This window comes from Salipiger mucosus DSM 16094, from assembly GCF_000442255.1.
GTDB lineage: Bacteria > Pseudomonadota > Alphaproteobacteria > Rhodobacterales > Rhodobacteraceae > Salipiger > Salipiger mucosus.
Genome location: NZ_KE557273.1, coordinates 198,449 through 210,906 on the forward strand (window position 1 = coordinate 198,449; position 12,458 = coordinate 210,906).

General features: G+C 68.5%; 16 protein-coding genes and 1 tRNA gene. 10 read left to right on the forward strand and 7 right to left on the reverse strand.

All coding sequences use genetic code 11. The features are described from left to right. Nucleotides 1-38: 38 nt before the first annotated feature. Nucleotides 39-1,247, reverse strand: coding sequence for a CaiB/BaiF CoA transferase family protein (locus SALMUC_RS01025; protein ID WP_020040960.1), 1,209 nt, complete (start codon nt 1,245-1,247; stop codon nt 39-41). Then, nucleotides 1,244-2,200, reverse strand: a complete 957-nt coding sequence (locus SALMUC_RS01030) for a hydroxymethylglutaryl-CoA lyase (RefSeq protein WP_020040959.1) — start codon at nt 2,198-2,200, stop codon at nt 1,244-1,246. Before SALMUC_RS01030 ends, SALMUC_RS01025 begins: the two co-directional genes overlap by 4 nt. Nucleotides 2,201-2,581: 381 nt before the next feature. Between SALMUC_RS01030 and SALMUC_RS01035 the strand changes: the two genes are divergently transcribed. From SALMUC_RS01035 to SALMUC_RS27890, 5 genes are read left to right on the forward strand one after another with little or no spacing between them, the layout of a single operon-like run. Further along, entirely contained in the window at nt 2,582-3,556 is a 975-nt protein-coding gene (locus tag SALMUC_RS01035) for a Bug family tripartite tricarboxylate transporter substrate binding protein (protein WP_020040958.1), read from the forward strand. Further along, the gene (locus SALMUC_RS01040; protein ID WP_084513871.1) at nt 3,553-3,987 is read left to right on the forward strand and encodes a tripartite tricarboxylate transporter TctB family protein; all 435 of its coding nucleotides are present in this window, start codon (nt 3,553-3,555) and stop codon (nt 3,985-3,987) included. Before SALMUC_RS01035 ends, SALMUC_RS01040 begins: the two co-directional genes overlap by 4 nt. Before the next feature lie 18 nt (nt 3,988-4,005). Further along, the gene (locus SALMUC_RS01045; protein ID WP_020040956.1) at nt 4,006-5,520 is read left to right on the forward strand and encodes a tripartite tricarboxylate transporter permease; all 1,515 of its coding nucleotides are present in this window, start codon (nt 4,006-4,008) and stop codon (nt 5,518-5,520) included. A 25-nt stretch (nt 5,521-5,545) separates the two neighbouring features. Further along, nucleotides 5,546-6,001, forward strand: a complete 456-nt coding sequence (locus SALMUC_RS27885; protein WP_021119672.1) for a LysR family transcriptional regulator — start codon at nt 5,546-5,548, stop codon at nt 5,999-6,001. Next, the gene (locus tag SALMUC_RS27890) at nt 5,980-6,429 is read left to right on the forward strand and encodes a LysR substrate-binding domain-containing protein (RefSeq protein WP_021119673.1); all 450 of its coding nucleotides are present in this window, start codon (nt 5,980-5,982) and stop codon (nt 6,427-6,429) included. The genes SALMUC_RS27885 and SALMUC_RS27890 overlap by 22 nt, the downstream gene beginning before the upstream one ends. A gap of 63 nt (nt 6,430-6,492) precedes the next feature. Here SALMUC_RS27890 and SALMUC_RS01055 read toward each other — a convergent pair. Both SALMUC_RS01055 and SALMUC_RS01060 read right to left on the reverse strand, forming a co-directional pair. Beyond that, a tRNA-Ala gene (locus SALMUC_RS01055) sits at nt 6,493-6,568 on the reverse strand. 102 nt (nt 6,569-6,670) lie between these two features. Next, complete coding sequence (locus tag SALMUC_RS01060) at nt 6,671-6,994, reverse strand: TIGR02300 family protein (RefSeq protein ID WP_020040953.1); 324 nt, start codon at nt 6,992-6,994, stop codon at nt 6,671-6,673. Between the two features lie 106 nt (nt 6,995-7,100). On the opposite strand from SALMUC_RS01060, the gene SALMUC_RS01065 reads away from it, so the two are divergent. Continuing rightward, nucleotides 7,101-7,793, forward strand: coding sequence for a M48 family metallopeptidase (locus tag SALMUC_RS01065; protein WP_020040952.1), 693 nt, complete (start codon nt 7,101-7,103; stop codon nt 7,791-7,793). Between the two features lie 32 nt (nt 7,794-7,825). Next, nucleotides 7,826-8,476, forward strand: a complete 651-nt coding sequence (locus SALMUC_RS01070) for a GntR family transcriptional regulator (protein ID WP_020040951.1) — start codon at nt 7,826-7,828, stop codon at nt 8,474-8,476. 4 nt (nt 8,477-8,480) lie between these two features. Here the strand turns inward: SALMUC_RS01070 and SALMUC_RS01075 are convergent, their stop codons facing one another. Continuing rightward, nucleotides 8,481-9,458 (reverse strand): LysR substrate-binding domain-containing protein, encoded by a 978-nt coding sequence (locus SALMUC_RS01075; RefSeq protein WP_020040950.1) that lies wholly within the window; start codon nt 9,456-9,458, stop codon nt 8,481-8,483. A 103-nt stretch (nt 9,459-9,561) separates the two neighbouring features. Here SALMUC_RS01075 and SALMUC_RS01080 point away from each other — a divergent pair, with 103 nt between their 5' ends. Further along, nucleotides 9,562-9,981, forward strand: a complete 420-nt coding sequence (locus tag SALMUC_RS01080; protein WP_020040949.1) for a cupin domain-containing protein — start codon at nt 9,562-9,564, stop codon at nt 9,979-9,981. Here the strand turns inward: SALMUC_RS01080 and SALMUC_RS01085 are convergent. Next, nucleotides 9,921-10,952 (reverse strand): acetyl-CoA carboxylase carboxyltransferase subunit alpha, encoded by a 1,032-nt coding sequence (locus tag SALMUC_RS01085; RefSeq protein WP_021119676.1) that lies wholly within the window; start codon nt 10,950-10,952, stop codon nt 9,921-9,923. The two genes, SALMUC_RS01080 and SALMUC_RS01085, sit on opposite strands and share 61 nt — an antisense overlap. Nucleotides 10,953-11,066: 114 nt before the next feature. Beyond that, nucleotides 11,067-11,660 carry a LysE family translocator gene (locus tag SALMUC_RS01090; RefSeq protein WP_020040947.1) on the reverse strand — a complete coding sequence of 198 codons (594 nt, stop codon included), beginning with the start codon at nt 11,658-11,660 and terminating at the stop codon, nt 11,067-11,069. Nucleotides 11,661-11,741: 81 nt separating this feature from the next. Between SALMUC_RS01090 and SALMUC_RS01095 the strand changes: the two genes are divergently transcribed. After that, a complete protein-coding gene (locus SALMUC_RS01095; protein WP_021119678.1) occupies nt 11,742-12,185 on the forward strand; it encodes an Lrp/AsnC family transcriptional regulator in 444 nt (147 codons plus the stop codon). Between the two features lie 104 nt (nt 12,186-12,289). Then, on the forward strand, nt 12,290-12,454 hold the full coding sequence (locus SALMUC_RS01100; protein WP_245584647.1) for a hypothetical protein: 165 nt from the start codon (nt 12,290-12,292) through the stop codon (nt 12,452-12,454). Nucleotides 12,455-12,458 lie beyond the last annotated feature (4 nt).

A 12,458-nucleotide genomic window follows, 5' to 3' on the forward strand; every position in this document is an offset into this window, starting at 1 on the left:
GCCGAACCCCGGGCCCTTGCGGGGCCCGGGGCATTTTATCAGGCGGTCTGCGGCGAGCCGGCGCCCAGCACGCCCTGCGCGATCAGAGCCTCGATCTCGGCCTCGTCGTAGCCCGCGGCGCGCAGCACGTCGCGACCGTTGCCGCCCAGCTCGGGCGCCGGGTGCCGCAGCGCGAGCGGCGTTTCCGAGAACTTGATCGGGAAGCCGGTCATGCGGACCTCGCCGTGATGCGGCGTCTGCTCGGTCAGGACCATCTCCTGGTCCGCGACCTGCGGATCGGCGAGCGCCTCGGTCAGGCTCTGCACCCGCCCCGAGGGCACGCCCGCCTTGTTGAGCCGCGCGATCCACTCGTCCTGCGTGCCGTGGGCCAGCGCCTCGTTGATCAGCGCGTTCAGCTCCGCGCGGTGCTGCAGCCGCACCGCGTTGCTCTCGAAGCGTGGATCGGAGAGCAGCTGCTCGAGCCCCAGCTCGCGCAGGAACTTCCGGACGATGACCTCCGTCGAGGGCGCAACGGCGATGTCGCCGTCCGAGGCCCGGAACAGCCCGTAGGGCGAGGCGATGGGGTGGTTGTTGCCCGAGGGCACCGGGTCCTCGCCCGTCGCCAGCGCGTTGGACGACAGGTAGGCCAGCATCGACATCATCGACATCATCATCGAGGCCTCGACCCGCTGCGCCGGCCCGCCGTTCTCGCGTCCCCGCAGCGCCGCCACGGCCCCCAGCGCGGCATAGAGCCCGGCCACGAGGTCGGTGATCGGCGGAGCGGAGCGGAGCGGCCCGGTTTCGGACGTGCCGTTGGTGGCCATGAAGCCCGACATCGCCTGCGCGATGAAGTCGAAGGCCGGGCGGTCGGCATAGGGCCCGGTGCTGCCGTAGCCGTTCACGCTGACGACGATGAGCTTGGGATTGATCTCCTTCAGCCGAGCCTCGGTCAGGCCCATCTCGCCCAGCACGCCGGGGCGGAAGTTCTCGGTCAGGATGTCGGCGTCGGCCAGCAGCCGCTCGAGCACCTGCACGCCCTCGGCGCTGCGCAGGTTCAACTCGACCGACTTCTTGTTGCGATTGAAGCCGGCGAAATACCACGACAGGCCGCGCCGGATTTCGCCCTGCTTGCGGACATGGTCGCCGCCGGGCGCCTCGATCTTGATCACGTCGGCACCGAGATCGGCGAGGATCATCGAGCAGAAGGGGCCGGACAGGATGCGCGTCAGGTCGATGACCCGGACGCCGGAGAGGGGAAGTGCACTCATCCTGCGGCCGTCACGGTCAGTTCGGGGTCGTGACGCTTGAGGCGCGGGCCGGACTTCAGCACCTGCCCCGGAAGCGTGGTGCCAAGAGTTTCCTGCGTCAGGGCGGCAGCGGCGATCAGCTTGTCGAGGTCGACGCCCGTCGCGTAGCCGCTTTCCTGCAGCAGGTAGACCAGGTCCTCGGTGCAGATGTTGCCGGTGGCACCGGCCGCGAAGGGGCAACCGCCCAGCCCGCCGACCGAGGCATCGTAATGGGTCACGCCCTCGGACAGGCCGGTCTGCACGCAGGCAAGGCCCACGCCGCGGGTGTTGTGGAAGTGGAGGTGAATTTCCAGCCCCGGCGCCGCCTCGCGGATGGCGCGGATCGCGGCGCGCACGGTCAGCGGCGTGGCCATGCCGGTCGTGTCGCCCAGCCCGACGCTGGTCGCGCCCAGCTCCTGGTAGCGGCGGGCGATGCGGGCCACCTGCTCGGGCGGCACCTCGCCCTCGAAGGGGCAGCCGAAGGCGGTGGCGATACCGCCCTCGATCGCGATTCCGGCGTCGAAGAGCACCGCGAAGGTCGCTTCCATCTCGCCAAGCGACTGCTCGATGGGCCGGTTCACGTTCTTGAGGTTGTGCGTCTCCGAGGCCGAGACGACGGTGTGCACCGAGTCGACCTGCGCCGTCGCGGCGCGCTCTGCGCCGCGCCGGTTGGCGATCAGCGCCGAGATATGCGCGCCCTCGGGACGGTCGATGCCGGCCAGCACTTCCTCGGCGTCGGCCAGCTGCGGCACGGCTCGCGGGCTGACGAAGGAGGTGACCTGCATGTGCCGCAGCCCGCTCGCGAAGAGCGCGTTCACGATCTCGATCTTCTTCGCCGTCGGAATGAAGGGCTTCACGTTCTGGAAGCCGTCGCGGGGGCCGACTTCGCAAACGGTGATTCGTGCCCCCTCGGGCACGGGCGACTGGCTGGGCATTTGATCCGTCCTTGATGGGCGACCGGCGAGGGCCGCGCGGCGCGCGGGCCCGCCGATCGAGACAATGTCGGGCTATACTTGGCAAGGTCCGCCCCGGTTCGGCAAGAGAGCCCGCCGCCCGCGCATTCGCTGCCGCTGCCAAGGCGCAGCGGGGCTTGACAGGGAAGCGCCGCGAGCGCCCCATGCGTGATGCCCTTGATGAAAAGGGAAAATTCCGCAGAAGCCGTGCCGAAAAGGCGTTTCTGCATCGCAGAAATAGACGTCTTCAAATTGAAATTTGACATATCGAAAAGAGATGTCTCGCATTCGCAGGGGCGGGCCGAACTTGCAATCGCATCGGAGTTATCCTTTTCTCCCCCTACGTTTAGGGAGGACGCATCAATGAAAATCGTAACAACGACGTCGGCCGTATTCGGCCTGGCGTTGGCCGCATCCGTGAGCCTGACAGCCGTTCCGGCTTCGGCCGCCGAGTGCATCGCACCGTCGAATCCCGGGGGAGGCTGGGATTTCACCTGCCGCACCATCGGCCGCATCCTGAGCGAGCTGGACCTCGTCGAGGGCAACGTGCAGGTGACCAACATGCCGGGCGGCGTGGGCGCGGTGACCTATGCCATGGTCGCCAACGAGCGGCCCGCTGACGCCGACCTGATCGTGGCGACCTCGACCGTGGGCGTCACGCAGATCGCGCAGGGCCGCTATCCCGCGCCGATCGACGCCATGCGCTACCTCGCCATGCTGGGCGCCGACGTGGGCGTGATCGCGGTGGATGACGAGAGCCCGATCCAGTCGCTCGAGGAGTTGACCGAGATCATGGCCGAAGAGCCCGGCTCGATCGTGACGGCCGGCTCGTCCGGCGCCGGTGGCTGGGACCACATCCGCCTGCTGATGGTGGCGCGCGAAGGCGGCCTCGATAGCCTGGGCGATCTGCGCTGGGTGCAGTTCGACGGCGGCACCGACGCCGTGACCCAGATGATGGGCGGCCAGATCGACGTGGTCTCGACCGACATGGGCGAAATCGCGGGCTTCGTGGACTCGGGCGACATCCGCATCCTGGCGTCCCTGTCGGACGAGCCGATTCCGGCCTTCCCCGACATCCCCACCGCCAAGTCGCAGGGCATCGACGTGACCGGCTACAACTGGCGCGGCCTCTACACCGGCGGCGAGGTCTCGGACGAGGATTACAATGCCTGGGTCGAGAAGCTGAAGACGCTCTACGACTCCGACAACTGGCAGGAAGCCGCGGTCGAATTCGGCCTGGTGCCGATCTGGCGCGGCGGCGCGGAGTTCGAGGAATACGTCCGCGAGCAAGAGAAAGCCATGGCAGACATCTCGCGCGACATCGGCGTGATTGAATGAGTGTCAGAATTGCAGGCGTCGCGGTCTTCATGATCGCGGCGCTCTACATGTATTTCGGAAAGCAATACTCGGCGGACTTCGGCGACGTGCTGGGGCCGTCAGTCTTTCCCATGGTCGTGGGCATTCCGGCGATGCTGCTCTCGGCCACGCTCGTGGTCTTCCCGAGCGGAGAGGTGTCCTGGCCCGACCGTGGACACATGGCCCGGCAGCTTCTCGCGCTGGCCATCCTGCTGGGATACGCCTTTCTCCTTCGCCCGCTCGGGTTTCCGCTCGCCTCGTTCGGGCTGATCGCGGGCATCGGCACCGTTCTGGGCGGCGCGCCGCTCAAGGCCGTGATCCTGGGCGCGATCATGTCGCCCGCGCTCTGGGCACTCTTCGACCAGGTGCTTGGTCTGCCGCTGGCCTTCTTCGGCTACTGGTTCACGCAATAGGCAGGACGCCGCTCGCTCATGGAAACGCTTACCCTTCTCGCCGGCGGCTTCGCCGTCGCGCTGACGCCCCTCAACATCGGCCTGCTGCTCCTGGGCTGCTTCGCGGGCACGCTGATCGGCGCCATGCCGGGGCTGGGCCCCGTCAACGGCGTCGCCATCCTGATCCCGCTGACCTTCGCCTTCGGCTTCGACGCGACCTCGTCGCTGATCCTGCTCTCCTCGGTCTACTTCGGCTGCATGTACGGCGGGCGCATCAGCTCGATCCTTCTGAACATCCCCGGCGACGAGCCGGCGGTCATGACGACGCTCGACGGCTACCCGATGGCCCAGCAGGGCAAGGCCGCCGACGCGCTGGCGATCTCGGGCGTGGCGAGCTTCGTCGGCGCGACCGTCTCGGTCATCGGCCTGAGCCTCTTCGCGCCGCTGCTGGCGCGGATGGCGATCTATTTCGGGCCGGCGGACTACTTCGCGCTCTACATCCTGGCCTTCGTCACGATCGGGGGCATCGCGGGCGTGGACCCGCGCAAGACGCTGCTCTCGGCCATGATCGGTCTGATGATCGCCTCTGTCGGGATCGACCCGATCTCGGGGATCCCGCGTTTCACCTTCGGCAACTACCACCTCTACGACGGCGTCGATCCCATCGTCGCGCTCGTGGGCCTCTTCGCGATCTCCGAAATTCTCGTGCTGCTGGAAAAGAAGGCCGCCGACCGCACCGCGCCCATCGGTATAACAAGCTGGCTGCCGGATTTCCGGACCATCTGGATGACGCGCTGGGCCGTCCTGCGCGGCTCGCTCGTGGGTTTCGTCTCGGGCGTGCTGCCGGGGGCAGGGGCCTCGCTGGGCTCGGTCATGTCCTACTCGGTCGAGAAGCAGGCCAGCGACAAGGACGGCACCTTCGGCAAGGGCGACCCGCGCGGCGTGGCCGCGCCCGAGGCAGGCAACAACGCGGCCTCCGGGGGCGCGCTGATCCCGATGCTCTCGCTGGGTGTGCCGGGCTCCGGCACCACGGCGGTGATGCTGGCGATGCTCATCTCGCTCAACGTCCAGCCCGGCCCGCTGCTCTTCGAGCGCCAGCCCGACCTCGTCTGGGGGCTCGTCGCCTCGCTCTACCTCGGCAACGTGGCGCTGCTGATCCTGAACCTGCCGATGATCGGTCTCTTCAGCCGGCTGATGATGGTGCCCACCTGGGCGCTCATGCCCATCGTGGCGGCGGTCAGCTTCGTCGGTGTCTTCTCGATCTCGAACTCGGTCTTCGATCTCGAGATGATGATCTTCTTCGGCGTGCTGGGCTACCTGCTGCGCAAGCTCGACGTGAGCCTCGTGCCGCTGGTGCTGGGCCTGCTGCTGGGCGGCGACATGGAGCGCAACCTGCGCCGGGCGATGTCGATCTCGGACGGCGACTGGAGCGTGCTGATCGCGAGCCCGATCTCGATCGCGCTCTACGTGCTGACGGCAGTCTTCCTGTGCCTCTCCGTCTGGCTGACGATGCGCGATCACAAGCGGACGCAGTCGCGCGTCACCGAGGGCTAGGCGCCGTGCCCACCGGCCGCCGGGGATGAGCTTCGACCTGCAGTCGCTCGAGCTGTTCCGCAGCATCGCGGAGACCGGCAGCATCGCCGGGGCGGCCGCGCGGCACGGCATCGCGCCCTCGGCAGTCAGCAAGCGCCTCGCGAGCCTCGAGGCCGAGGCCGCGACGGAGCTGGTGATCCGGCACCGCCGGGGGATCGAGCTGACCCCCGCGGGACGTCTCGTGCTGAAGCACGCCGAGACGCTGGCGAACCAGCTCGCGGGCCTGCAGTCCGAGCTGCGCGACCAGCGCAGCGGCGGCCGGGGGGTGATCCGCATGGCGGCCAATACCTCGGCGATCACCCAGTTCCTGCCCGAGGACCTGGCAGAGTTCGTGCTCTCGAACCCGGGCACCACCATCCGCATGGCCGAGCTCGAAAGCATCGAGATCATCGAGGCGGTGACCGTCGGGCCGGGTCGACCGTGGGGATCTTTTCGGGCCTGACGCAGGCGCGCGGCCTGCAGGTGCTGCCCTACAGGCGCGACACTCTCGTCGTCTGCGCGCCGAAGGGACACCGCCTGACCGCCCGCGACTCGGTGCGGCTGGGCGACCTCGAAGGCGAGAACTTCGTTGCCCTGCAGCGCAACAGCTCGCTGCAGGCCTTCGTCGACAAGCGCGCGCAGGACCTCGGGCTGACGATCCGTACCATGGTCGAGGTCAAGAGCTTCGACGGCGTGCGGCGCATGGTGCAGGCCCGGCTGGGCATCGCGATCCTGCCCTTCGGCGCGGTCGAAGGCTTCCTGGAGCAGGGCAGCGTCGACATGATTCCGATCGACGAACCCTGGGCCACGCGCGAGCTTCTGATCGCCGTGCGCGACCGCGAGGCGCTGCCGCCACAGACCGACGCGCTGCTGAAGACGCTGCAGGGCTGAGTGCCTGGCCGCGCGAGGCAATCGCCGATGCGGCCCGCGGATCTGTTCGAATGTGGGGGGGGATGGTGGAGCCTAGGGGGATCGAACCCCTGACCTCCTGCATGCCATGCAGGCGCTCTCCCAGCTGAGCTAAGGCCCCGTAGTGTGTCGCCGTGTCCGGCGTCGTGCGCGCTGATCTACGCAAAGCCGCAGGCGGGTTCAAGCGAAAAAATCGCCGCCTGCGGTGGAAATCCGGAGGGCCTCAGCTCTCCTCGTCCTCGTTCGACACATCGGCGATGTCGTCGAGCGAAACGTTGTCGTCGTCCTCGTCCTCGAGCACGTCGTCGTCGTCGAGTTCGACCTCGACATCGTCTTCCATGAGGTCCGACTCCTGCGAGTCGTCCTTCTTGTTCGCGGCACGGCGGGCGCCGTCGGCGGAGTCGGGTGCAAGCATCGTGCGCTTGCCGGTATCCAGTTGCAGGACCTCGCCCGTGTAGGGACTGACGATCGGGTCCTTGTTCAGGTCATAGAAGCGCTTGCCGGTGGTCGGGCACACGCGCTTCGTGCCCCATTCTTCCTTGGGCATGGGTGGTCCCCTTCAGCTTGTCCGGTCTGGTGACAATCCGCGCCCTCTGCCATAACAGGGGACCGGTGTCAAAAGCTTTGACTCGTCATCCGTTCGAGGCCTGCATATGGGGCAGATCACGCTTCCTGGCAACCCGCCGATCGCCGTCACGCTGCGCCGCTCCACGCGGGCGCGGCGCCTGTCGTTGCGGCTGAGCCAGATCGACGGCCGGGTCACCCTGACGCTGCCCCGGCGGGTGCCCGAGCGCGAGGCCCTGGGCTTCCTGCAGGAAAAGGAAGCCTGGCTGCGCGGCCACCTCGATGCCCGCGAGGAGGACGTGCCCGTGCTGCCCGGCGCGGTCCTGCCGGTCGAGGGCCAGCCGCGCGAGTTGCGCCCCGGCGCCGGGCGGGCGGTGCGGCTGACGCCCGAGGCTCTGGAGGTGCCCGGCGCGGCCGGGCGGGTGCCCGCGCGTGTCAGGGGCTGGCTGAGGGCGCTGGCGCGGGAACGGCTGGCCGAGGCCTCGGACCGTCATGCGGCGGCGCTGGGACGCCCGTATAGCCGGATCACGCTGCGCGACACGCGCTCGCGCTGGGGATCCTGTACATCAGATGGGGCGCTCATGTACTCGTGGCGACTGATCCTCGCCCCGCCCGCGGTGCTCGACTACGTCGCTGCGCACGAAGTGGCGCACCTGGCCGAGATGAACCATTCGCCGCGCTTCTGGGCGGTGGTCGAGCAGCTCTACGGCGACTGGCGGGCGCCGCGCCGCTGGCTGCGGGACGAGGGCGCCGGGCTCCACCGCTACCGTTTCGACGATTGACCAGGCCCGGATTCGTGATCACAGTCCCGCCGATGACCCCGACACCGCGCCCCTCCGAGATCGTCAGCGCCGCGCATGAACGCGTCTACCGCGGCTTGCGCGCCCGCGTCATGCTGGGCCAGATCGCCCCGGGCGAGGCGCTGACCCTGCGCGGCATCGGCCGCGAGTTCGAGGTCTCGATGACCCCCGCGCGCGAGGCGGTGCGCCGGCTGGTGGCCGAGGGGGCGCTGTCGATGTCCTCCTCGGGCCGGGTCCAGACGCCGGAGCTGTCGAACGAGCGGATCGAGGAGCTGGCGGCGCTGCGTGCGCTGCTCGAGGTCGAGCTGGCCTCGCGCGCCCTGCCACGCGCGCACATGGCGCTGATCGACCGGCTGCAGACGATCAACGCGACGATTTCGGACGTGGTGCTGAACCGCGATGCGGTGGGCTACATCCGCAGCAACCTCGAGTTTCACCGCACGCTCTACCTGCGGGCGCAGGCGCCGGCGATGCTGGCCATGGCGGAGACGGTCTGGCTGCAGCTGGGGCCCACCATGCGTGCGCTCTACGGCCGGCTGCGCCGCACGGAGGCGCCACAGTTCCACCGGCTGATCATCGCGGCGCTCAAGGCCGGCGACGAGCCCGGCCTGCGGCTGGCGGTGCGCTCTGACGTGACGCAGGGGCTCAAGCTGCTGGTGAGCTGAGTCGCTACTGCGCGGCCCGCAGGACCATGTCGTCCTGCGCGAGGCCCTCGCTCTCATGCAGGATCGTCTCGAAGAGCCAGTCGCGGAAGGCGACGATCACGGGGTCGTTGCTGCGCGCCTCCTCGTAGGCGACGGAATAGATCGTGCGCGTCGGCGATTCGAGGTCGAAGGGCATCACGAGGTCGCCGCGCTCCAGCGCGGTGAGCATCATCGCCTTGTAGGCCAGCCCGACGCCCAGCCCGTTCTCGGCCGCGCTCATGGTCAGTTCGCAATGCGCGAAGACGGGCCCGCCCGGCGGGCCGTCGGAGGCCTGCCCGGTGCGCGGGGCGCCCACGCGGGGGCAATCCTCCGCGCGGTCGACGAGGCCGAACCACTCCTCCCAGCCGTCGGCGACCTCGTCGCGGATCAGTGTCTTGCGCAGCAGGTCCTCGGGGCGGCGGATGTCGGGGTTGGCGTCAAGATAGGCCTGGCTGCAGACCGGCACCCGGGTCGAGGACATGAAGGGATCGACGATGACGCCCTCGACCGGGTCGTCGCCCCAGTGGATCACGAGATCCAGAGCCCCGCCGCGGAACTCGGTCGGCGGCATGCCGGTCTCGATCGAGACCTCGACGTCGGGGTAGTCGGCGAGGAAGCGGTGCAGCCGCGGCATCAGCCAGCGCTTGGAGAAGCCCTCGGTCGACTTGATCCGCAGCCGGCCGGAAAAGGTCTCGCCCGCGGCCGCGCGGGTCGAGGCGTCGAGCATGTCGAGCAGCGGGGTGAGTTGCGAGAGGTAGCTGCGCCCCTGGTCCGTGAGTGCCGTCTGGCGGACGCCCCGCACGAAGAGCGTACGGTCGAGGTAGGTCTCCAGGACACGAACCTGGTGGCTGATCGCGGAGGGCGTCACGCAAAGCTCTTCGGCGGCGTCCTTGAAGCTGCCGAGGCGCGCGGCAGATTCGAAGGCGCGCAGGGCGGGGAAGGGGGGCAACTTGCGCTGGTGCATGGATGAATTCCTTTCACCCGCCGGCAAAATGGTTTCGTTTGTCCGTCACAATGCCCCAAGCCTACCCTGATTTTGCAAATCCTCAAAATCGGGAGATTTCCAGATGTCCTTTTCCATTCGTTCCCTCGCCCCCGCGTTCTTCGGCCTGGCCGGGCTGGCCGCCGGTTTCGCCTTTGCAGAGATGTCCGGCCCGACCGAGCACAAGGGCCTCGCCGTCGAAGCCCTGGGCAAGCTCGAGGAGGGCATGATCGCGCGTCAGACCGGGCTGGACGGCTACATGATGCAATTGCGGGCCATCACCATCGAACCCGGCGGCCAGATCGCGCAGCATTCGCACGAGAACCGGCCCGGGCTGGTCAAGGTGATCTCGGGCGAATGGGTCGAGGGCAAGCCCGACGGCGAGACGAGCTATGCCGAGGGCGACATGGGCATCCTCGAGGACGGGGACACCATGCACTGGTTCTACAATCGCGGCGACGTTCCGGCGACGGCCATCGTCTGTGACCTGAACCCGACGGGCTGAGCCCTCAGGCCCGCCACGGCCCTTGGACGCCCGAGGGCGAGGTACTTGTCGCGACGCGCCTTGACCAGTGCCTTGGGCTTCTTGCCTTCCATCTCGCCCAGCATGGCGGAAATGGCGGCGCCCACGCTGGCGATCGTGCTGTCGCGGTCGCGGTGCGCCCCGCCCAGCGGCTCGGGCACGACGCGGTCGGCCACGCCCAGCTTCAGCAGGTCCTGCGCGGTGAGGCGCAGGGCCTCGGCCGCCTCGCGCATCTTCTCGGCGTCCTTCCAGAGGATCGAGGCGCAGCCCTCGGGCGAGATCACCGAGTAGACCGAGTGTTCCAGCATCGCGATGCGGTTCGCGGTGGCAAAGGCCACGGCGCCGCCCGAGCCGCCCTCGCCGATGATGACCGAGACCAGCGGCACGCCGATCTGCAGGCACTTCTCGGTCGAGCGGGCGATGGCCTCGGACTGGCCGCGCTCCTCGGCCCCCTTGCCGGGGTAGGCGCCGGGCGTGTCCACGAGCGTGATGACCGGCAGGCCGAAGCGGTCGGCCATGTCCATCAGCCGGATCGCCTTGCGGTAGCCCTCGGGGCGGGCCATGCCGAAGTTGCGCTCGATGCGGCTCTGGGTATCGTTGCCCTTCTCGTGGCCGATCACCATGACCGGCTGATCGTCGAAGCGCGCCAGCCCGCCCATCACGGCGTGGTCGTCGGCAAAGCCGCGATCGCCCGCCAGCGGGGTGTACTCGGTGAAAAGCGCCTCGATGTAGTCCTTGCAGTGCGGCCGGTCGGGGTGCCGGGCGACCTGGCACTTCCGCCAGGGCGTGAGCTTGCCGTAGAGGTCGCGCAGCAGCGCGTCGGCCTTGCGGTCGAGCGCGGCGGCCTCGTCCTCGACCTTCATCTCCTCGTTCTTTTCCGCCATGGCGCGCAGTTCCGAGGCCTTGCCTTCGATTTCTGCCAGCGGTTTTTCGAAGTCGAGGTAATGCGTCATCGCCCGGGTATCCTGTTGCACGGCGCCTATATGGAGACAGTGGCGGCGCGATGCAACAAAGCAAGGGCGCCGGGGCGGGAAGATGCCGTGCGTTTCGGTGGCCCGCGGGCCGCGTCAGCCCAGCATCACCGCCGCCAGGGAGGCGACCAGCAGGCCCGCCATCACCCAGTTGAAGATCCGCAGGTTGCGCGGGCTTGCCAGCACCCGGCGCAGGCCGCGGCCCATGACCGTCCAGGTGGTGGTCGAGAGGACGGACATCGCGACGTAGGTGCCCGCGACCCAGAGGATCGCACCAAGGTCGCGGCCGGCGGCGTAGAGCGTGATCGCCCCCAGCGCCATGGACCAGGCCTTGGGGTTCACCCACTGGAAGGCGGCCGCCTGCAGGAAGGTGAGAGGGCGCCCGGCCGCGCCATCCTCGCCCGGGGCGGCGGCATGGGCGATCTTCCAGGCCAGCCACAGCATGTAGACCACCGAAACGGCCGTCAGCACCTGCCGGGCCAGGGGCCAGGCCTCGAAGAGCTGCATCACGCCCAGGCCGACCATCACGACCATCGCCGGGAAGCCCAGGCCGATGCCCATCATGTGCGGGATGGAGCGGCGCAGGCCGAAGTTGGCGCCCGAGGCCATGAGCATCAGGTTGTTCGGCCCCGGCGTGATGACCGAGACGAGGGCGAAGGCCGCCAGCGCGAGGAAGAGATCGGGTGTCATGGCGCAATATGACACCCATATCCGCGGCTCCGGATTGCGTTTTGCTGCGTGGTATGCGCAATTTCGCAATCAATGAGCGACATGGATGATATTGACCGCAAGATATTGCGCGCTCTTTCGGGCGACGGGCGGATGAGCAACCTCGCCTTGGCCGAGCGGGTGGGCCTCTCGCCCTCGGCCTGCCTGCGGCGGGTCGCGGCGCTGGAGCGGTCGGGCGTCATTCGCGGTTATCGCGCGGTGGTCAGCGGCGAGAAGACCGGCACCGGCTTTGTCGCCTACGTCACCGTGGGGCTGAACAGCCACACCAAGGCCGCGCAGGAACTCTTCGAGGCGGCCATGCGACGCGCCCCCGAGGTGCGCGAGTGCCACAACATCACCGGCAACGTCGAGTACCTGCTGCGGATCGAGGTCGCCGACCTGCGCGCCTACAAGGAGTTCCACACCGAGGTCTTGGGCACCTTGCCTCAGGTGAATGCGATCACCTCCTTCGTCGTGATGGGATCGCCCAAGGACGAGCGCGCCTGACGTGACGGAACACCGCAACTGTTGTTTGCGTTTTGCCGTCAGTTTCCGACCTTGGGAAAGGCAGGGCGATGCCCGACAAGCCAACCGAACGAGACAGTCACGACGTGCGTGCCGGACCCGGCGACGCGGGAGCACAAGACCGGCCTGTGCACCGGCCCGAGACGCCGAGCGACCGGCAGCGCGGCAGGAGCGCGACCCGGCTTCTGGTCGGTCTCGTGATCGGCGGGTGCCTGGCGGCGCTGGTCTTCTACCTTGCTGCCTGGCTCTAGTCGG

Excerpts from the sequence above, each read along its gene's own strand:
- SALMUC_RS01090 (WP_020040947.1), bottom strand. The coding sequence starts at position 11,660 with ATGACACCCGATCTCTTCCTCGCGCTGGCGGCCTTCGCCCTCGTCTCG.
- SALMUC_RS01070 (WP_020040951.1), top strand. The coding sequence starts at position 7,826 with ATGACCCCGACACCGCGCCCCTCCGAGATCGTCAGCGCCGCGCATGAA.
- SALMUC_RS27885 (WP_021119672.1), top strand. The coding sequence starts at position 5,546 with ATGAGCTTCGACCTGCAGTCGCTCGAGCTGTTCCGCAGCATCGCGGAG.
- SALMUC_RS01075 (WP_020040950.1), bottom strand. The coding sequence starts at position 9,458 with ATGCACCAGCGCAAGTTGCCCCCCTTCCCCGCCCTGCGCGCCTTCGAA.
- SALMUC_RS01040 (WP_084513871.1), top strand. The coding sequence starts at position 3,553 with ATGAGTGTCAGAATTGCAGGCGTCGCGGTCTTCATGATCGCGGCGCTC.
- SALMUC_RS01080 (WP_020040949.1), top strand. The coding sequence starts at position 9,562 with ATGTCCTTTTCCATTCGTTCCCTCGCCCCCGCGTTCTTCGGCCTGGCC.
- SALMUC_RS01065 (WP_020040952.1), top strand. The coding sequence starts at position 7,101 with ATGGGGCAGATCACGCTTCCTGGCAACCCGCCGATCGCCGTCACGCTG.
- SALMUC_RS01045 (WP_020040956.1), top strand. The coding sequence starts at position 4,006 with ATGGAAACGCTTACCCTTCTCGCCGGCGGCTTCGCCGTCGCGCTGACG.
- SALMUC_RS01035 (WP_020040958.1), top strand. The coding sequence starts at position 2,582 with ATGAAAATCGTAACAACGACGTCGGCCGTATTCGGCCTGGCGTTGGCC.
- SALMUC_RS01095 (WP_021119678.1), top strand. The coding sequence starts at position 11,742 with ATGGATGATATTGACCGCAAGATATTGCGCGCTCTTTCGGGCGACGGG.
- SALMUC_RS01060 (WP_020040953.1), bottom strand. The coding sequence starts at position 6,994 with ATGCCCAAGGAAGAATGGGGCACGAAGCGCGTGTGCCCGACCACCGGC.
- SALMUC_RS01085 (WP_021119676.1), bottom strand. The coding sequence starts at position 10,952 with ATGACGCATTACCTCGACTTCGAAAAACCGCTGGCAGAAATCGAAGGC.
- SALMUC_RS01025 (WP_020040960.1), bottom strand. The coding sequence starts at position 1,247 with ATGAGTGCACTTCCCCTCTCCGGCGTCCGGGTCATCGACCTGACGCGC.
- SALMUC_RS01030 (WP_020040959.1), bottom strand. The coding sequence starts at position 2,200 with ATGCCCAGCCAGTCGCCCGTGCCCGAGGGGGCACGAATCACCGTTTGC.